The sequence below is a fragment of the Solilutibacter silvestris genome, from assembly GCF_050574925.1.
Classification (GTDB): Bacteria; Pseudomonadota; Gammaproteobacteria; order Xanthomonadales; family Xanthomonadaceae; genus Solilutibacter; species Solilutibacter silvestris_A.
This window is the reverse complement of record NZ_JBCMOO010000001.1, coordinates 67,961-84,945: the sequence shown is the minus strand read 5'-3', so window position 1 is coordinate 84,945 and position 16,985 is coordinate 67,961. Positions and strand designations below refer to the sequence as shown.

General features: G+C 66.3%; 17 protein-coding genes. 4 read left to right on the top strand and 13 right to left on the bottom strand.

Annotation, left to right across the window (positions count from 1 at the left end):
* Positions 1 to 11 precede the first annotated feature (11 nt).
* Together ABE093_RS00425 and ABE093_RS00420 are read left to right on the top strand one after the other, a co-directional pair.
* Positions 12 to 806, top strand: coding sequence for a thymidylate synthase (locus tag ABE093_RS00425; protein ID WP_430758891.1), 795 nt, complete (start codon positions 12 to 14; stop codon positions 804 to 806).
* Entirely contained in the window at positions 806 to 1,303 is a 498-nt protein-coding gene (locus ABE093_RS00420; protein WP_430758890.1) for a dihydrofolate reductase, read from the top strand. The genes ABE093_RS00425 and ABE093_RS00420 overlap by 1 nt, the downstream gene beginning before the upstream one ends.
* Here the strand turns inward: ABE093_RS00420 and ABE093_RS00415 are convergent.
* The 9 genes from ABE093_RS00415 to ABE093_RS00375 form a co-directional block, all read right to left on the bottom strand.
* Positions 1,300 to 2,151, bottom strand: coding sequence for a symmetrical bis(5'-nucleosyl)-tetraphosphatase (locus tag ABE093_RS00415; RefSeq protein WP_430758889.1), 852 nt, complete (start codon positions 2,149 to 2,151; stop codon positions 1,300 to 1,302). The genes ABE093_RS00420 and ABE093_RS00415 overlap by 4 nt on opposite strands.
* A gap of 18 nt (positions 2,152 to 2,169) precedes the next feature.
* Positions 2,170 to 2,553 (bottom strand): Co2+/Mg2+ efflux protein ApaG, encoded by a 384-nt coding sequence (gene apaG, locus ABE093_RS00410; RefSeq protein ID WP_430758888.1) that lies wholly within the window; start codon positions 2,551 to 2,553, stop codon positions 2,170 to 2,172.
* A 46-nt stretch (positions 2,554 to 2,599) separates the two neighbouring features.
* Positions 2,600 to 3,397 carry a 16S rRNA (adenine(1518)-N(6)/adenine(1519)-N(6))-dimethyltransferase RsmA gene (gene rsmA, locus ABE093_RS00405; RefSeq protein WP_430758887.1) on the bottom strand — a complete coding sequence of 266 codons (798 nt, stop codon included), beginning with the start codon at positions 3,395 to 3,397 and terminating at the stop codon, positions 2,600 to 2,602.
* Positions 3,394 to 4,374, bottom strand: coding sequence for a 4-hydroxythreonine-4-phosphate dehydrogenase PdxA (gene pdxA, locus ABE093_RS00400; protein WP_430758886.1), 981 nt, complete (start codon positions 4,372 to 4,374; stop codon positions 3,394 to 3,396). The genes rsmA and pdxA overlap by 4 nt, the downstream gene beginning before the upstream one ends.
* Positions 4,375 to 4,379: 5 nt before the next feature.
* Positions 4,380 to 5,750: a peptidylprolyl isomerase gene (locus ABE093_RS00395; RefSeq protein WP_430758885.1), complete on the bottom strand. Its 1,371-nt coding sequence runs from the start codon at positions 5,748 to 5,750 to the stop codon at positions 4,380 to 4,382.
* Complete coding sequence (lptD, locus tag ABE093_RS00390; RefSeq protein WP_430758884.1) at positions 5,747 to 8,200, bottom strand: LPS-assembly protein LptD; 2,454 nt, start codon at positions 8,198 to 8,200, stop codon at positions 5,747 to 5,749. The genes ABE093_RS00395 and lptD overlap by 4 nt, the downstream gene beginning before the upstream one ends.
* A gap of 163 nt (positions 8,201 to 8,363) precedes the next feature.
* On the bottom strand, positions 8,364 to 9,284 hold the full coding sequence (locus tag ABE093_RS00385) for a histone deacetylase family protein (RefSeq protein WP_430758914.1): 921 nt from the start codon (positions 9,282 to 9,284) through the stop codon (positions 8,364 to 8,366).
* Between the two features lie 2 nt (positions 9,285 to 9,286).
* A complete protein-coding gene (locus ABE093_RS00380) occupies positions 9,287 to 9,838 on the bottom strand; it encodes a cob(I)yrinic acid a,c-diamide adenosyltransferase (protein ID WP_430758883.1) in 552 nt (183 codons plus the stop codon).
* Positions 9,839 to 9,859: 21 nt separating this feature from the next.
* Positions 9,860 to 10,435, bottom strand: coding sequence for a DUF6580 family putative transport protein (locus tag ABE093_RS00375; protein ID WP_430758882.1), 576 nt, complete (start codon positions 10,433 to 10,435; stop codon positions 9,860 to 9,862).
* A 45-nt stretch (positions 10,436 to 10,480) separates the two neighbouring features.
* Between ABE093_RS00375 and ubiH the strand changes: the two genes are divergently transcribed.
* Together ubiH and ABE093_RS00365 are read left to right on the top strand one after the other, a co-directional pair.
* On the top strand, positions 10,481 to 11,722 hold the full coding sequence (gene ubiH, locus ABE093_RS00370) for a 2-octaprenyl-6-methoxyphenyl hydroxylase (RefSeq protein ID WP_430758881.1): 1,242 nt from the start codon (positions 10,481 to 10,483) through the stop codon (positions 11,720 to 11,722).
* A complete protein-coding gene (locus ABE093_RS00365; protein ID WP_430758880.1) occupies positions 11,719 to 12,912 on the top strand; it encodes an FAD-dependent oxidoreductase in 1,194 nt (397 codons plus the stop codon). The genes ubiH and ABE093_RS00365 overlap by 4 nt, the downstream gene beginning before the upstream one ends.
* 42 nt (positions 12,913 to 12,954) lie before the next feature.
* Here ABE093_RS00365 and ABE093_RS00360 read toward each other — a convergent pair whose 3' ends face one another.
* The 4 genes from ABE093_RS00360 to ABE093_RS00345 form a co-directional block, all read right to left on the bottom strand.
* Positions 12,955 to 13,266, bottom strand: a complete 312-nt coding sequence (locus ABE093_RS00360; RefSeq protein ID WP_430758879.1) for a hypothetical protein — start codon at positions 13,264 to 13,266, stop codon at positions 12,955 to 12,957.
* A 215-nt stretch (positions 13,267 to 13,481) separates the two neighbouring features.
* Positions 13,482 to 14,540 carry a 23S rRNA (cytidine(2498)-2'-O)-methyltransferase RlmM gene (gene rlmM / locus ABE093_RS00355; RefSeq protein WP_430758878.1) on the bottom strand — a complete coding sequence of 353 codons (1,059 nt, stop codon included), beginning with the start codon at positions 14,538 to 14,540 and terminating at the stop codon, positions 13,482 to 13,484.
* Complete coding sequence (locus tag ABE093_RS00350; protein WP_430758877.1) at positions 14,540 to 15,109, bottom strand: nucleoside deaminase; 570 nt, start codon at positions 15,107 to 15,109, stop codon at positions 14,540 to 14,542. The genes rlmM and ABE093_RS00350 overlap by 1 nt, the downstream gene beginning before the upstream one ends.
* 6 nt (positions 15,110 to 15,115) lie before the next feature.
* Positions 15,116 to 16,858 (bottom strand): glutamine--tRNA ligase/YqeY domain fusion protein, encoded by a 1,743-nt coding sequence (locus ABE093_RS00345; protein ID WP_430758876.1) that lies wholly within the window; start codon positions 16,856 to 16,858, stop codon positions 15,116 to 15,118.
* Between the last annotated feature and the right edge of the window lie 127 nt (positions 16,859 to 16,985).

The following is a 16,985-nucleotide window of genomic DNA, read 5'->3' as shown; positions in this document are numbered from 1 at the left end:
GGAGGCAAGCAATGAAGCAGTATCTCGACCTGTTGCGCCACGTCCGCGAACACGGCGCGGACAAGAGCGATCGCACCGGTACCGGCACCCGCAGCGTGTTCGGCTGGCAGATGCGCTTCGATCTTGCCGAAGGGTTTCCGCTGGTCACCACCAAGAAGGTGCACACCAAGTCGATCATCCACGAACTGCTGTGGTTCCTGCAGGGCGACACCAACATCCGTTACCTGAAAGAGAACGGCGTCAGCATCTGGGACGAATGGGCCAATGACGAAGGCGAGCTCGGACCGGTCTACGGCAAGCAGTGGCGCAGCTGGGCGACTGCCGATGGCGGCACGGTGGACCAGATCGCGTGGCTGATCGACGAGATCAAGCGCAATCCCGATTCACGACGCCTGATCGTCAATGCCTGGAACGTCGGCGACCTGTCGAAGATGGCGCTGATGCCCTGCCACACCATGTTCCAGTTCTACGTGGTGGACGGGAAACTGAGCTGCCAGCTCTACCAGCGCAGCGGCGACATCTTCCTCGGCGTGCCCTTCAACATCGCCAGCTACGCGTTGCTGACGCACATGATCGCGCAGGCCTGTGATCTCGAGGTCGGCGATTTCATCCACACGCTGGGCGATGCGCACCTGTATTCCAATCATTTCGACCAGGCCGACGAGCAGTTGTCGCGCACGCCGCGTCCGTTGCCGAAGCTGGAATTGAACCCGGGGATCCGCGACATCTTCGGTTTCCGCTTCGAGGACATCGCCATCCACGGCTATGATCCGCTGCCGGCGATCAAGGCGCCGGTTGCCGTCTGATGATCGTTTCCCTCGTCGTCGCCCTCGATCGCGGTCATGCCATCGGCAAGGACAACACACTACCGTGGCGGCTTCCGGACGACCTCAAGCGTTTCAAGGCGCTGACGCTGGGCAAACCGGTGCTGATGGGACGCAAGACCGCGGAGTCTCTCGGGCGTGCGCTGCCGGGGCGTCGCAACCTGGTGCTGACGCGCTCCGGCAGTGTTCCCTTCACCGGGATGGAAGCATTCGCGACGCTGGAGTCGGCGCTGGCGCCGGCGAAGAATGAGGAGGAGGTCTGCGTGATCGGCGGTGGCGAGATTTTCGCCATGACCTTGCCGATCGCCACGCGCATGCACCTGACCTGGGTCGATGCCGCGATCGAAGGCGCCGATGCCTTCTTCCCGCGCTTCGATCCGGCGCAATGGCGCGAGACATCGCGGGAAGCGCATCCCGCCGATGCCCGCAACGAATACGCGTTCGAATTCGCGGATTACGTGCGGATCGATCCGGCCTAGTCGTCGGCCTGCGCGGCTTCCGCGGCCGGAACCACGCGGCCCTTGACCTGACGGATCAGCAATTCCTCGGAATCGAGTTGCAGCGCGGTGAGCTTGCCGCCCCAGACCGCGCCGGTGTCGATGGCGTGGACGCCGAGCCCGATCATCAGGCCCAGCGTGCTCCAGTGGCCGCACACGATCGACAGTTCACGCGGCACCCGTTCCGGCGATTCGTACCAGGGATACATGCCGGCGGATTGGGTGCCCGGCGTGCCTTTCTCTTCGAAGGCGATGCGCCCGCGTGGCGAGCAGTAGCGCATGCGCGTGAACACGTTGATGATGGCGCGATGGCGCTCCGGGCCGGTCAGGCGCGGATTCCACATCGGCCGGTTGCCGTACATGGTCTTGAGCAGCTTGCGGAAGCCGTTGCCCTGCAGGCGCGTTTCCACTTCCCGCGCCAGCGATTCCGCTTCGTCGATGCTCCAGCGCGGCAGCAGGCCGGCGTGCACCATCGCCCAGCCGAGTTCGCGGTCGACATGGAACAGCTTCTGCTGGCGCAGCCAGTCGAGCAGGACACGGGCGTCGTCGGCGAACACCACGCGTTGCAGGTCGGGATTGACGCGCCGCTGTTCCTCGGGGCGGCGCTCGCCGATCGCGATCAGCGACAGGTCATGGTTGCCGAGCACGATGCTGGCGTTGGCGCGCAGCGAATGCACCAGCCGCAACGTTTCCAGCGATTCGCCGCCGCGGTTCACCAGGTCGCCGCAGAACCACAGCTTGTCGCGCGCGGGATCGAAACGGATTCGTTCCAGCAATCGTTGCGTCGCGTCGTAACAGCCTTGCAGGTCGCCAATCGCCCACACTGCCATGGCAGGCCTCCTTGGGCGTCAGTGCAAAGTGCGTGGAATGGTCAGGGTGAACGCAGGGATCTTGGCCGCGAATTCGGTGCCGTCGTCGGCGACGATGTCGTAGCTGCCCTGCATGGTGCCGACCGTTGTGCCCAGCACCACGCCGGACACGTACTGGAAACCGTCGCCGGGACGCAGCCACGGTTGCTCGCCGACCACGCCATCGCCATGCACTTCCTCGACATGGCCTTCGCCGTCGGTGATCAGCCAGTGGCGACGCACCAGGCGTGCCGGCACCTTGCCGCTGTTGCGGATGGTGATGGTGTACGAGAAGACGAAGCGGTCTTCATCGGGCGACGATTCGTCGTCCAGGTAGCTGGTGTCGACGTCCACGTCGAAGGCATAGTCGTCCATCGCGTTCATGACGACAGTGTAAGACGGATAAGTGAATGTTGCGCCAGCAGCGGAATCAGGCGTCTTGCGCGAGATTGGCGAGGCGCACGAATCCGGCGACGTCGACCTGTTCCGCGCGGGCATCGGGGCGCAGCCCGGCGGCCTCGATCTGGGCCGAATCGGCCACGCCATTCAAGGCGTTGCGCAGCGTCTTGCGGCGTTGCCCGAAGGCTGCGCGAACCACGTCGGCGAAGCGGCGGGGATCGCGGATGTCGATGGTCGTGGGATCGCGCGGCACCAGTCGCACCACTGCGGAATCGACCTTGGGCGCGGGCCGGAACGAGCCGGGCAACACGACGAAGAGTGGCGTCACCGTGCAATAGGCCTGCAGCATCACGGACAGGCGTCCGTAGACCTTGCTGCCGGGGCCGGCGGCCATGCGATCGACCACTTCCTTCTGCAGCATGAAATGCATGTCGGTGATCGAAGCGGCGTGATCGAGCGCGTGGAACAGGATCGGCGACGACAGGTTGTAGGGCAGGTTGCCGACCAAGCGGATTTTCCTTTCGCCGGCCAGCTTGGTGAAGTCGACCTGCAGCACGTCGCGATGGATCACTTCCAGGTTGCCGTGCCGGCGGGCGGCTTCGGTCAACGGGAAGATCAGGTCGCGGTCGAATTCGATGACGGTCAGTTCGCCGTGGCGGTCGAGCAGCGGGAAGGTGATCGCGCCTTGGCCGGGCCCGATCTCGACGATGGTGTCGCCGGGCTTGGGATCGATCGCCTGCACGATCTTTTCGATCACGCCGCGTTCGTGCAGGAAGTTCTGGCCGAGATGCTTCTTGGCGCCGGGGCGGAAACTGGCGGAATCGTTCATGGCGTCTGCTTCCCTTGTCCGGCGAATTGCGCGCATTGCGCCACCGCTGCGAACAGGCTGTCCGGCGATGCCCGCCCACTGCCGGCGATGTCGAGCGCGGTCCCGTGGTCAACGGCGACGCGCGGATAAGGCAGGCCCAGCGTGATGTTGACCGCGTGTTCGATCCCGGTCGATTTCAGCACCGGCAGGCCCTGGTCGTGGTACATCGCGACCACCGCGTCGAACCGCGGAAGTTTGTCCGGCAGGAAGGCGGTATCGGCGGGCAACGGGCCTTCGATGTCCAGCCCACGTGCGCGTAGCCGTTCCAGTGCAGGGATGATGATGTCGAGTTCCTCGCGCCCGAGGTGTCCGTCTTCGCCTGCGTGCGGATTGAGCCCGAGCACGGCGATGCATGGCGAGCCGATGCCGAAGTCGTTGCGCAAGGCATCGCTGGTGATCGTCAGGATGCGTTCCAGTCGATCCGCGGTGATCGCGTCGGGTACATCGCGCAAGGGCAGGTGCGTCGTCACCAAGGCCACGCGCAGGCCCGGGCGCGCCAGCATCATCACCACGTCGCGGGCGGCCTGATGCGCGAGGCGTTCGGTGGTGCCGGTGTAAGCGATGCCGCCATCGTTGATCGCGGCCTTGTGGAACGGCCCGGTGACAAGGCCATGCATGCGGTCTGCCAGGCAATCGCTTGCAGCAGCATCGAGCGCAGCGATCGTTGCGGCTGCGTTGGCGGGATCGGGATGGCCAGCACGGGTCGGCGCAGGCAGACGGTGTTCGATGACGCGCAGTTGCCCGCCACGGGTGACGTCAGCGTCGGCAGGCAACAACTCCAGCGGCAACTGCAATGCGGTCGCCGCCTGCGTCAGTACGTCGGGGTCCGCGTAGGCCGTGCAGAGCGTGGACAGCTCGGCGCGTTGCGCCAGGCGGACGCAGAGTTCCGGACCGATACCCGCCGGCTCCCCGGGGACGAGGGCCAAGCGGGTCGTCACGACGATCAGCCCTTCTTTTTCGCCGGCGGTGCCGGTGCGGCCGGCGTCGCGTCCTGTGCCGGCTGTTGCGGCGTCGCATCGGCGCCGACGCGGACGTCGACATAGGCTTCACCGCGCATTTCGCGCAGGAAGCGGTCATACGCGTCTTCCAGCTTGCGGCGACCGATCGTTTCGCGCATGGCGCCACGCTGGTCTTCGCTGGCGGCCACGCCCTGGCGGCTGGCGACGCGCTGTGCGATCACCCAGCCATCCTTGGTCTGGACCGGCTGGCTGACTTCGCCATCACGCAGCGCGGCCACGGCCGCGCCGACTTCGGCGCCCAGTCCGTCCTGGCTGCGCCAGCCGGTATCGCCGCTGTTGCTGCGACCGACGGCGTCATCCGAATCGGATTCCGCGATCTTGGCGAAATTGGCGCCGCCGGCCAGGCGGGCGCGCAGGGTTTCGGCGCGGGCCTTGCCCTTGGGATCGTTGGCGGGATCCTTGGACTTCACCAGGATCTGGCGGGTGTGGTACTGGGTGACGGTGCCGAGGCCGGCACTGCCATCGCGCGTTTCCACCAGCTTCAGCAGCTGGAAGCCGGTCGCGCCACGGATCGGGCCGGCGACGTCGCCGGGCTTCATGTTGCCGACGATCTGTGCGAATGCCGCCGGGATTTCCTGCGCCGAGCGCCAGCCGAGGTCGCCGCCGTCAAGCGCATTGGGCGCGTCGGAATAGCGGATGGCCGCCGCGGTGAAGTCCATTTCCTTGCGGTCGATCAGGCCCTTGACGCCATCGATCTTCTTCTGGCCGGTGGCGATCTGCTCCGGCGTGGCGCCGGTGGGCAGCGCCACCACGAGGTTGGCGAGATGCAGCTGCGTGCCGGTGTTGGACTGCGCCGCGAGCGCGGCGTTCACTTCCGATTCGCTGACGTGGACGGCGCCCTGCGCATAGGCCTGCTTGAGGCGCTGGGTGAGCAGTTCGTCGCGCACGGCATTGCGGAAGCTGTCGAAGGACTGGCCGTCGTGCGCGAGCTGCTGGCGCAACTGGTCGACGCTGACCTTGTTGTTCTGCGCGATCGATTCGATCGCCTGGCCGAGCTCCTGGTCATCGACGGTGATGCCGCTCTGTTGCGCGCGCGCGACTTGCAGGCGCTGCAGGATCAGGCGTTCGAGGATCTGCTTCTCGAGGATGTCGTGCGGCGGCAGCTCGTTGGCGCGACCGGTGTACTGCTGCTGCACGTTGGCCATCGCCCGCGCCAGTTCGCTTTTCAGGATCACGTCTTCGTTGACGACGGCGGCGATGCCGTCGATGGACGTGGTGGAAGCGGCCTGCTGGGCGAACGACGGCGCGACCAGCGCCAGTTGAAGGGCGAGGACGGCGGGGAACAGAATCTTCATTGAATGGGGTCCGGATCGACGGTGTGTTGCCCTGACGACAGGGCTTCAGGTGGGACGAGATAAAGGTCGTCGCGGAAGTAGCCGAGGATAGCACGGCGCAAAATGCGCCTCGTGTCCTGTCCGGCCGAACCGAGTCCCTTCAGTTCGAACTCCAGCATGATGCCGTTGCGCAGGTCGCCCTCGCGGGTGGCGACATAGCGGCGACCGACGATGCGCACGGCGACGCAGCAGCTGTCCCACTGCACGCCGCCGACGATTTCCAGCGGCTTGACGGTGTGCTTCCAGGTGGTCTGGTCGCGCAGCGAGGTGTAGTAGCGGCCGACGATGCTCCACGACGAGCTGATCGGGTAGAGGAACTGCAGGTCGGCCTGCTCGAGCAGGTTGCGACGGTAGCGGTAGCTCAGGTTGACGATGCCGTCCTCGCCCCATATGTAACGCGTGCGCACCGAAACCAGGTCGCGCTGCTTGGTCCGCGGATCCCACTGGTAGGACGCGCCCATGGTCCAGCGGTCGTTGAAGGCGTAGTTGGCGTCCGCGATCCAGGCGGAGCGCCCTTGCTTCAACGGAATTTCGCCGGGCAAGGTCACCCGCGAGTCGTCGAGGTAAAGGATCTGGCCAATGCTGGCCGACAGTTTCTCGTGGCCGTCGGATTCGCGGTTCATGCGCGTGGTCAGCGCGAATGTCACCTGGCTGGCGTCGCTCTGGCGATCGGCGCTGGAATAGCGGTTGTCGCGGAACAGCTGTCCCCAGCTGTAGGTCAGCAGGCCGGTATCGAAGACCGGGAGCATCGACTGGTCGCGATACGGCGTGTGCAGGTAGAACACGCGCGGTTCCAGCGTCTGCACGTAATCCTTGCTGCCCCAGTGCACGTTGCGGTCGAACTGGATGCCGCCGTCCAGCGACACGATCGGCAGGCTGCGGGTCGGATTGCGCTTGACCAGCGGCTGCCAGACCGTGTCAGGCACGGTATCGCGATTCCAGTAACGGCCCTGCAGTGCTTCGGCCGCGATCGCGCGATCCTTGGCGTTGTTGTCGGCGAGATCGCCGTCGAGCTGGTAGGCGGTATAGCGCCAGGCCACGGTGGGCGTCAGGAACCACCAATTGCCCTGCAGCGGCATCGACACGAAGGGCTTGATGTCGAAGCGGCTGCCGCCGGGAATCCGCAGCGACGGGCCGGTCTGGTCGAAGGTGCCCGTGGCGAAATTGCGGTAATTCTGGTGCTGGAAGCGCACGGCCTCGGCATTGACGCCGGCGCGGAAGAGCACGCCCACCGGGGTGTCGAGGTTGTAGGTGATGCGCGGCAGGCGATCGTAGGGCAGCGATGCCTCGGTCAGGGTGTAGTCGGTGCGCACCCAGTGGTCGGCGCTGATCGACGCGTCCCAGTGGTGACCGCGGCCGTAGACGCCGACTTCGCTCATCGCCGAATACTGGGCGAGGCCGACGGCGCTGCTGTTGAAGTCTTCCAGGTAGCGCGGATCGCTCAACCACAACAGGTTGGCGCGCGCCTGCCAGTTGGGCGACAGGTTCTGGAAGGCCTGGTAGGTGAAGCTGCCGCGCGAACGATCGCGCAGCTTGTCGTTGGGCATCCACATCGTGCGCGCGACGCCGGAACCGCTCTCGTTGAGGTAGCGGAATTCGTTGTCGAGGGCGATGCCGCGCGCGGTCATGATGCGCGGGCTGATGGTGTCGTCGTAGTTCGGCGCGATGTTGATGTAGATCGGCTGGCGCCAGTCGAAACCGTTGCGCTGCGTCTGCGAGATCGACGGGAACAGCAGGCCGGTGCGGCGGCGATCGTCGATCGGGAACTTGAACCACGGGATGTAGGCCACCGGCACCTTGCCGACGCGGATCTTGGCGTTGTGCGCCACCGCCATGCCTTCCTCGGTATCGACGTCGATGCGCGAGGCCTTGAGCTCCCAGTCGCGCTTTTCCGGCGGACAGGTGGTGTAGGTGGCGTCGTAGAGCTCGCCCTTGCTGCCGCTCAGGTCGATGCGGTCGGCGGTGCCGTTGCCGCGCTTGGAAACGATCTGGTAGCGGATGTTGTCGATGGTGTGGGTGTCGGCCGCCTGGTTGCCCTGCGCCTTGTCGGCGAGGATGCGCATCTTCGGATCCTGGTAGCGCACGTGGCCTTCGGCGGTGTAGGTGTCCTTGTCGCGGTCGTAGCTGACGTGGTCGGCGCCCAGGAACTGGTTGCCGCGGTTCAGGGCCACGTTGCCGTTGAACACCGGCATGTCGACCGTGCCGGTCTGTTCGTCGCCTTCCAGGGTGGTCTGCAGCTGCTTGCGCGGGGTGACCTTCTCGTCGCCGGTCGGCGCCGTATCGGTGAAGATCGGAACGGGGTCCTTGGCCGGGCAACGCCCCCAATCCAGCTGGTATTTCTCAGCAGCCTGGAGCGGCAGGGCCGCAGCGATACACAACGACAGGGGCAAAAGGCGCGGGTTGGGGCGCACGGGGCTTCCTGAATGCCAAGTCGCGCTACTTTGCCGGATCGCTTGCCTGCGGGCAATCAAGACCACGCTTCCGTTCATGCGCCGCTGGTGCATAGGCATGGCCGAAACCACCCGTCACGACCCGCTGCCGACCGATTCCGAGCTGCGGGAATGCCTGAACCCCTCAGCAGCGCTGACCGCATAGCGCGGTGACGTGGGCGCGGGCGGAATCCGCCAGCGCCGGCAGGGCATAGCCCCCCTCCAGCGTCGAAACGATGCGGCCGCCGGCATGGCGTTCGGCGACTTCTACCAGCCGTTCGGTGATCCAGGCGAAATCGCGGGTCTCGAACAGGCCCTGCGCCAGCGGGTCCTCGCGATGGGCATCGAAGCCGGCCGAGACCAGCAGCAACTGCGGCCTGAAGGCATCGATGCGCGGGATCAGCACCTCTTCCCACAGCGTCCGCACCGCCTGGGCGCTGGCCAGCGGCGGCCAGGGCGCGTTGGCGATGTTGCCGACGCCGGTCTCGTCGGCGTCGCCGGTGCCGGGATAGAGCGGCGACTGGTGGGTGTCGACGAAGAGCACGCGCGGCTCCCGTTCGAAGATCGCCTGGGTGCCGTTGCCGTGGTGGACGTCGAAGTCGGCGATCGCCACCCGTTCGATGCCGCTCGCCAGCGCATGCGCCGCGGCGAGCGCGATGTTGTCGAACAGGCAGAAGCCCATCGCCATGTCGGGTTCGGCATGGTGCCCGGGCGGGCGCACCGCGCAGAACGCGCGGCGATCATCGCCGGCCAGCACCCAGTCGACCGCGGCGATCGCGGCGCCGGCCGCGCGCAACGCGGCCTCGGGGCTGCCGGGCGATAGCGCGGTATCGGAATCCAGCCATTCGATGTCGTCGCCGGTGGGGCCTGCAAGCACGCGATCGATCAATGCGGCGTGGTGTACGCGCAACAGGTCTTCGCGCGTTGCCTGCGGCGCATCCTGCCAGTCGAGCGACAGTGCCGATGCCCGCAGTGCATCGAGCACCGCGCGCAGGCGACCGGAATGTTCGGCGTGACCGGGGCCGGTGTCGTGGTCGAGGCAGGCGGCGTGCGTGTAAACGCGCAGATTCAACGCCGGCGCTCGTGCTGCCAGAGGACTTCGCCGTGGCCGCTGTCACGCGCCAGCACGCGTGCCAGCACGAACAGCAGGTCGGAGAGGCGATTGAGATAGCGGACCGCCTGCGGACGCACCGTTTCCACCCGTGCCAGCGCGACGGTTTCGCGTTCGGCGCGACGGACCACCGTGCGCGCGACATGGCAGCGCGAGGCGGCTTCGCCGCCGCCAGGCAGGATGAAATCCTTCAGGGGCGGCAAGGCGTCGTTGTAGTGGTCGAGCCGCTGCTCGAGGCGTTCGATGTCGGCATCGTCGATGGCCGAATGGCCGGGGATGCACAGTTCGCCACCGAGATCGAACAGCTGGTGCTGGATCGAGGTCAGCAGGTCGCGGATATCGTCCGGCACAGCGCTGGCAAGCAGCAGGCCGATGCAGGAATTCGCTTCGTCCACGGTGCCGTAGGCGGCGACGCGCAACGAATCCTTGCCGGTGCGGCTGCCGTCGCCGAGACCGGTACTGCCATCGTCACCGGTCTTGGTATAGATCTTCGAAAGGCGATTGCCCATGTCCGCGAACAGCGGGCGCGATCACACCGTCTGTGCGCGCAGCGCCGGAACGCGGCGACGCAGCAGTTCGAAGCCGCCAAACAGCACGGCCGAATACAGCAGGGTGCCGAGCACGGTCCACTTGAAGAACGGGATGCCGGCGGCGTAGCAGGCCATCAGGCCGGCGCCGTTCTTCGGGTACATGGTGCCGCTGGCCCACACGCCGAAGTTGGTGACGAGGAAGAAGAAGATCGAGCCGGCCAGCGACCAGCCGAGCACGCGCGCGCCGCTGACGCGACCGCGCAGCGAGAAGCCGGCGAACGTGGTCAGGGCGATGCAGGCATAGACCAGCCAGAACGACAGGTGGCCAACGTAATCGGCGTAGGTGCCGCCATTGAGCAGGCCGAGCGCCACGTCCGACACCAGCATCGCGACCAGCGGGATCCACAGCGCGGTGCGGCGCGAAGCGAAATAGGCGCCACCGAACAGGGCCATGGCTTCGACCGGCGAGAAATTCGGCGGATGCGGCAGCAGGCGGGTCAGCGCCGCGGCGGCGATCATCGCGGCAAGCGTCCACGGGCCGGCGGCGAGGGCGGAAGTCTGGTCGGTGCGGTTCATCGGCTTCAACGGAAGATGGTGCGGAAGCCGTTAGCATAGCGCGTCATGCCAGAACACGCCCCCACAACGCCCGGCGCCGCGGTGCGCCGCCATGACATCGTCATCGTCGGTGGCGGGCTGGTGGGTGCCAGCCTGGCGATCGCCCTCGACGGCCTCGGCCTCGACGTCGCCATGGTGGAAGCCGCGCCCGCCGGTGCGCTGCCGGCGGTGTTCGACCAGCGCAACCTCAGTTTCGCCGAAGCGACCTGCAACGCCCTGGCCAATCTCGTCGTGTGGCGCTTGTTGCGCACGCCGGCAGGGCCGATCCGCCGCATCCATGTCAGTCGTCGCGGCGATTTCGGTCGCGTCGAGCTCGATGCCCGCGACTACGATCGCGAGGCGTTCGGGCAGGTCGTCGTCGCCAGCGATTTCGGCGAGGCGCTGGAAGCGCGGCTGGGCGAATTGCGCCATCTCACTCGCTATCGTCCTGCGCGCTTCATCGAGTCGGGTATCGATGGCGATGCCCGCGTCGTGCGCGTCGCCGATGGCGAAGGCGAACACCAACTGATGACGCGGTTGCTGGTCGGCGCCGATGGCACGCAGAGCATGGTGCGTGCGGCGCTCGGCATCGCGGCCGAGCATCACGATTACGGCAAGACATTGTTCGTGGCGCGCATGCGTTGCGATCGCGCGCCGGACGGCACGGCCTACGAACGCCTGACCGACGATGGTCCGACCGCGCTGCTGCCGCGCGGCGATCGCCATTACGGCGTGGTGCATGCGGTGTCCGCCGACGAAGCCGATGCCGTCGCCGCGCTGGATGACGAAGCGTGGTGCGCGCGCATCCAGGACGCTTTCGGTTGGCGCGCAGGACGTTTTCTTTCCGCGGGGCCGCGCAGTCGCTATCCGGCGCAGCGCGCCCTGGCAGAGCGATTGACCGCCTCGCGTGGCGTGGTCATCGGCAATGCCGCCCAGACCATCCATCCCATCGGTGCGCAGGGCTTCAACCTCGGCCTGCGCGATGCCTTGACGCTGGTCGAATGCATCGCTGCTTCCGTGGCCGATGCCGGCGCGAACGAGGTGTTGCAGCGTTACGCGCAACGACGCGTGGAAGATCGTTCGCGCACCATCGCTTTTTCCGATGGACTTGCACGGCTTGCCGCCAACCCGTCGCCACTGCTGCGGCCGCTGCGCACGCTGGGCATGGGCGCCATCGCGCAGGTGGATGCGGTGCAGTCGATGCTGGTCGGCGGCGCGATGGGGTATCGCGGCGATGTCCCGGCGCTGTGCCGCGAGGTCGCGCGATGACCGTGTCCGCAAGAAGCAGTCGCGGTCGTTTCGATGCCGTGGTCGTCGGTGGCGGCGTGGTCGGCATCGCCTGCGCGCTGGGCATGGCCGATGCCGGGCTCGATGTCGCGCTGGTGGAAGCAACGGAACCGCCGGCATGGTCGCCAGCCAAGCCGGATCTGCGCGTCTACGCTTTCGCCCCCGACAATGCGGCGTTGCTTGATGGCCTGAATGTGTGGGAAGAGGCCGCGCGCCAGCGCGTGCAACCGTACCGGCGCATGCGGGTGTGGGACGCGGCCGGTGGCGATGCGCTGGAATTCGACGCCGATGAACTGGCGCGGCCGCAACTGGGCTGGATCGTCGAACACGGATTGCTGGTCGAGTGTTTGTGGCGGCAGCTGGAGCGGCGTGGCGTCGTCGTGCGTTGCCCGGCACGCGTGACTGGCCTTGAACAGGACGAAGGCGGCGTCCGGATCACGCTGGACGATGGCGGGACGCTGGATGCGCGCATCGCGATCGCCGCCGATGGCGGTCAATCCGCTTTGCGCGAACTCGCCGGCATCGCGACCGATGATCGCGACTACGACCAGCTCGGGCTGGTGGCCTATGTGCGCAGCGAACGGCCGCATGCGCAGACCGCGTTCCAGCGCTTCCTGCCCGGTGGTCCGTTGGCCTTGCTGCCGTGCACGGAAGGGCGCAGTTCGATCGTGTGGTCATTGCCGGTCGACGAGGCACGGCGCTTGCAGGAGGTGGACACTGCCGCGTTCAATCATGAACTCACCCGCGCTTCCGATGCCTGTCTCGGTGCGCTGGAGCTCGATTCGGCGCGCGCTGCCTTTCCGTTGCGACGCAAGCTGGCACGCGCGCAACGCGCGGAACGCGTATTGCTGATGGGCGATGCCGCCCATGTGGTGCATCCGCTGGCCGGGCAGGGCGTGAATCTTGGCCTGCGCGACGTCTCGGCCTGGTTGCACAGCGTGCACGACGCCAAGGCGAAGGGCCGCGATTTCGATGCGCCGGCGCGCTTGCAGCGCTGGGCGCGCGAACGCCGCAGCGACAATGCCGTGTCGACCCTGGCGTTCGAGACGATCAATCGTGCGTATTCGAACGACTTTCCCGTGACCACCTTGCTGCGCGGGCATGCACTGGGCATCGCCGGTCGCGTGCCGATGTTGCGCCACGCACTGTGGCGCCACGCCGCGGGAATCTGATCGCAAAAACAATGCCCCGCCGTAGCGGGGCATGTCATCGGCTTACGGCGTGGTGGTGGCCGGTGCCGGGGTCGCGTCCTTGTCCTTCTTGCCGTGCTTCTTTTTCTTGGTGTCCTTGTTGCCGGTGCTTGCCGGATCGGTCGGTGTCGTGGCCATCGGATCCGCTGCGGGCGTCGCCGGTGCGGTCTGCGCCGGGGTCGACATGCTGTCGGTCGCCGGTGGCGTCTGCGTGGTGCTCGGCGATGAAGAAGCCGGTGCCTGCTGCGGAGCCGATTGCGGCGCGGTCTGTGCCGAAACCAGGCCGGAGGAGGCGAGCAATGCGGCGGTTGCGATGAACAGGGAAGTGCGATTCATTGCGGGAACCTCTACAACGTGTTGGGGGAGGCCCGACCGTAATTCGGATGCGCAATCGTGCAAGTTAACGCCGCGCTAAATCCATGAATCGATGTTCAGGCTAATCGCTTTCAGGCAAGAAATCGCGGCATCGACATAGATGCAACGCAATCCGTCGCGAAAGCGGACAGCAAAAAAGTGAATGCGCGATATGCGCGAAATGAATGCGATCAGTGTCAGCGTGTATTCGCGTATGCAGCGAATACCGTGATCTCTTCGCGATCGTGATACAGCTGGCGCGCGCGCAGATCGACTTCGCCACCGCACTGGGCACGGAACAGGTCGAGGCAGCGTTGCGTTTCCAGCCAGCGCTTCTTCATCGGCAATTTCAGATTGAAGATCATGCGCCGGCACCAGCCTTCGCGCAGCCAGGACGCCATGCGTTCGGCGACGCGGATCGGCTGTTCCACCATGTCGCAGACCATCCAGTCGAGCCGCTCCTGCGGATGCCAGGAGAAGCCGTCCTCGCGCAGGTGGGTGACTTGCCCGATGTCGAACAGGTGCGGGCGCAGCGGACCGTTGTCGATCGCGATGACGCTCAGGCCCTGCCGCAGCAACACCCAGGTCCAGCCGCCGGGCGCGGCGCCCAGGTCGGCGGCGCGCATGCCGGGCTGCAGCCAGGCTTCCCGTTCTTCCGGGGTGATCAACACGCCCAGCGCTTCGTCGAGCTTCAACGCCGAACGCGATGGCGCGTCGGCATGCATGCGCAAGCGCGGAATGCCGAGCGGCCATGGCGCGCTGTCGTCGCGATCGGCGCTGGCGAGGTAGGCGTGGCGACCGTCGATGAAGGCGACGTGCAATCTACGCCGCGCCTTTGGATCGAGCAGTCCTTCCCGCTTCAATGCCGGACGCAACGCATTGCCGAAGCTGCGCGCCAGTCCCGACAGCGGGCGGCCTTCGTCGGAATCGGAATGTTCGACCCAGACATCGTTGAACGGACCGTCGCCGGATTCGCGCAGCGCGGCGATCAGGGGCGTGATGCGATCGGCGGGATCGAGATCGGAAAGTTCGGCGATCAATCGCAGCTTCTGGCGGGCGAACACCAGTTCGCGCCACGACAATGCATCGTCCAGTGCCGCGCCGTTCTCGCAATGAAACAGCACGTAGCCGCTGTCGCGATTGGTCTGGGCGTAGCCGGGATGGCCGAGCAGCGCGGCGCGATCGCCGAGTTCCGCGGCCAGTTCCGGTTCGAATCCCGCCCGGCACCAGCACAGCAGGCCGGAGAGTGCAGCCATCAGTAATGCGTCCCGCTCTCGCCGAACGCGCGCAACACGGCGCAGGCGGCATCGCGTTGCAGGTCGCGCACCACTTCGATGTCGCGGCGTTGCAGTTCGCCGATCCAGTCGGCAGGCAACGGGCCTTCGTCGAATTCGGTCAGCGCCATCACGTCTTCGGCACGCGCGCCGATCAGCAGGCGATCGATGCCGGCCCATACGCTGGCGCCATAGCACTGGCAGCACGGTTGCGCCGAAGTCGCCAGCGTCACCGGCCCCCACACGCTGCCGTCGTCGTTGCGGTTGAGGCGCGGTCGCTGCAGGCGTTGCTGCGCCAGCATGAAGGCCATCATTTCGCCGTGCGCCACCGAACACGATTGCGGCACGACGCGATTGACGCCGATCGCGATCACCTTGTGATCCGGCGAGAACACCGCCGCGCCGAACGGGCCGCCGCTGCCGGCTTCGATATTGCGCTTCGACAGCGCCACCGCCAGCGCGACCTTGTCGTCGTCGCTTTCGTAGCGATCGGCAAGCGGGAACTCGTGCGCCCAGATCGGCAGGGTGAGATGGAGTTGCAACGGCAGCATCGCGACTCAGCCTTCCTTCTGCATCCAGGTATCGCGCAGGGTCACCGCGCGATTGAACACCGGGTTCGCGGGGGAATGATCGCGACGGTCGGCGACGAAGTAGCCGACGCGTTCGAACTGGAAGCGGGTTTCCGGCGCGGCGTCGGCGGCGTCGGCTTCGACATAACCGCGAACGTTGCGCTGCGATTCCGGGTTCAGGTGGTCGCGATAGCCCTTGCCGTCGCTATCGTCGTCAGGGTCGGCAGCGGTGAACAGGCGGTCGTAGAGGCGGAATTCGGTCGGCACCGCGGTCGCGGCGTCCACCCAGTGGATGGTGCCCTTGACCTTGCGGTTGGCGCCTTCCATGCCCGGGCGCGATTCCGGATCGAGCCAGCCCTGCAATTCGACGATCTCGCCGGCGTCATTCTTCACGATGTCGTCGCAGCGGAAGATGCCGGCGCCGCGCAGGCGCACTTCGCCGCCGGGCACGAGTCGCTTCCAGCCCTTCGGCGGGACCTCGGCGAAATCCTCGCGCTCGATCCACAAGGCGTTGGAGAAGGTGACGTCGCGCTCGCCCGCGCCTTCGTCCTTGGGGTGATTGTGGAACCGCAACGTTTCGCGATGATCGGCCGGCAGGTTGTTGATCACGAGCTTCAACGGATCGAGCACCGCCATCCGGCGCTGTGCGCGCGCGTCGAGATCCTCGCGCAAGGTGTTCTCGAGCACGGTGTAGTCGATCGTCGAGTTCTGCTTCGACAGGCCGAGACGCCCCACGAACAGCTTGAGCGCTTCCGGCGTGTAGCCGCGACGGCGGATGCCCTGCAGCGTCGGCATGCGCGGATCGTCCCAGCCCGAGACCAGTCCTTCCTGCACCAGCGCCATCAGCTTGCGCTTGCTCATCACCGTGTAGTCGAGATTGAGTCGCGAGAACTCGATCTGCCGCGGCTTGTCGGCTTCGTTGGGCAGGCCCTTGTCGGTGAGCGGCTTGAGCAGGTCGGGATGGCGCGTCAGCGCGACGTTGTCGACCGCCCAGTCGTAGAGCGGGCGATGGTCCTCGAATTCGAGCGAGCACAGCGAATGGGTGATGCCTTCGATGGCGTCGGAAATCGCGTGCGCGTAGTCGTACATCGGGTAGATCGGCCAGGCGTCGCCGGTGTTCTGGTGTTCGACATGCTTGATGCGATAGAGCGCCGGGTCGCGCAGGTTCATGTTGGGCGAGGCCATGTCGATCTTGGCGCGCAAGGTGCGTGTGCCATCGGCGAACTCGCCGGCGCGCATGCGCTTGAACAGGTCGAGGTTCTCCTCGACGCTGCGATCGCGATAGGGCGAGTTGGTGCCGGGTTCGGTCAGGTTGCCGCGGGTGGCGCGCACTTCCTCGGCGCTGAGGTCGCAGACGAAAGCCTTGCCGTCGCGGATCAGCTGTTCCGCGCCGAGATAGAGCACGTCGAAATAATCGGAAGCGTGGCGCAAGTCGCGCCACTGGTAGCCGAGCCAGGTCACGTCGTCCTGGATCGCCTGCACGTATTCGGGATCTTCCTTGGCGGGATTGGTGTCGTCGAAGCGCAGGTTGCAGGAACCGTGGAATTCGCCGGCGATGCCGAAGTTGGCGTGGATGGCGCGCACGTGGCCGAGATGCAGGTAGCCGTTCGGCTCCGGCGGGAAACGGGTCTTGACCGCGGCATGGCGGCCGGCGGCGAGGTCGTCGCGGACGATGTTGCGGATGAAATCGGTACGCTCGGCGGGTGCCGGCGTGGTCGGAAGCTCGGACATGCGATGCTGGAACTGGAACGGTGTGCGCAGTGTACCGGGTCTGCGGAATCGACTTGCGCCATCGGTCACAGTAAGCGGGTTTTAGCAGGTAGCCGCGGGGCCGGATGCGCAGTAGCGTATGCGCCTC

What these genes read in the sequence shown, in the direction of transcription:
- ABE093_RS00425 (WP_430758891.1), top strand. Translation starts at nt 12, where the DNA reads ATGAAGCAGTATCTCGACCTGTTGCGCCACGTCCGCGAACACGGCGCG.
- ABE093_RS00420 (WP_430758890.1), top strand. Translation starts at nt 806, where the DNA reads ATGATCGTTTCCCTCGTCGTCGCCCTCGATCGCGGTCATGCCATCGGC.
- ABE093_RS00415 (WP_430758889.1), bottom strand. Translation starts at nt 2,151, where the DNA reads ATGGCAGTGTGGGCGATTGGCGACCTGCAAGGCTGTTACGACGCGACG.
- apaG (WP_430758888.1), bottom strand. Translation starts at nt 2,553, where the DNA reads ATGAACGCGATGGACGACTATGCCTTCGACGTGGACGTCGACACCAGC.
- rsmA (WP_430758887.1), bottom strand. Translation starts at nt 3,397, where the DNA reads ATGAACGATTCCGCCAGTTTCCGCCCCGGCGCCAAGAAGCATCTCGGC.
- ABE093_RS00395 (WP_430758885.1), bottom strand. Translation starts at nt 5,750, where the DNA reads ATGAAGATTCTGTTCCCCGCCGTCCTCGCCCTTCAACTGGCGCTGGTC.
- ABE093_RS00380 (WP_430758883.1), bottom strand. Translation starts at nt 9,838, where the DNA reads ATGGGCAATCGCCTTTCGAAGATCTATACCAAGACCGGTGACGATGGC.
- ABE093_RS00375 (WP_430758882.1), bottom strand. Translation starts at nt 10,435, where the DNA reads ATGAACCGCACCGACCAGACTTCCGCCCTCGCCGCCGGCCCGTGGACG.
- ubiH (WP_430758881.1), top strand. Translation starts at nt 10,481, where the DNA reads ATGCCAGAACACGCCCCCACAACGCCCGGCGCCGCGGTGCGCCGCCAT.
- ABE093_RS00365 (WP_430758880.1), top strand. Translation starts at nt 11,719, where the DNA reads ATGACCGTGTCCGCAAGAAGCAGTCGCGGTCGTTTCGATGCCGTGGTC.
- ABE093_RS00360 (WP_430758879.1), bottom strand. Translation starts at nt 13,266, where the DNA reads ATGAATCGCACTTCCCTGTTCATCGCAACCGCCGCATTGCTCGCCTCC.
- rlmM (WP_430758878.1), bottom strand. Translation starts at nt 14,540, where the DNA reads ATGGCTGCACTCTCCGGCCTGCTGTGCTGGTGCCGGGCGGGATTCGAA.
- ABE093_RS00350 (WP_430758877.1), bottom strand. Translation starts at nt 15,109, where the DNA reads ATGCTGCCGTTGCAACTCCATCTCACCCTGCCGATCTGGGCGCACGAG.
- ABE093_RS00345 (WP_430758876.1), bottom strand. Translation starts at nt 16,858, where the DNA reads ATGTCCGAGCTTCCGACCACGCCGGCACCCGCCGAGCGTACCGATTTC.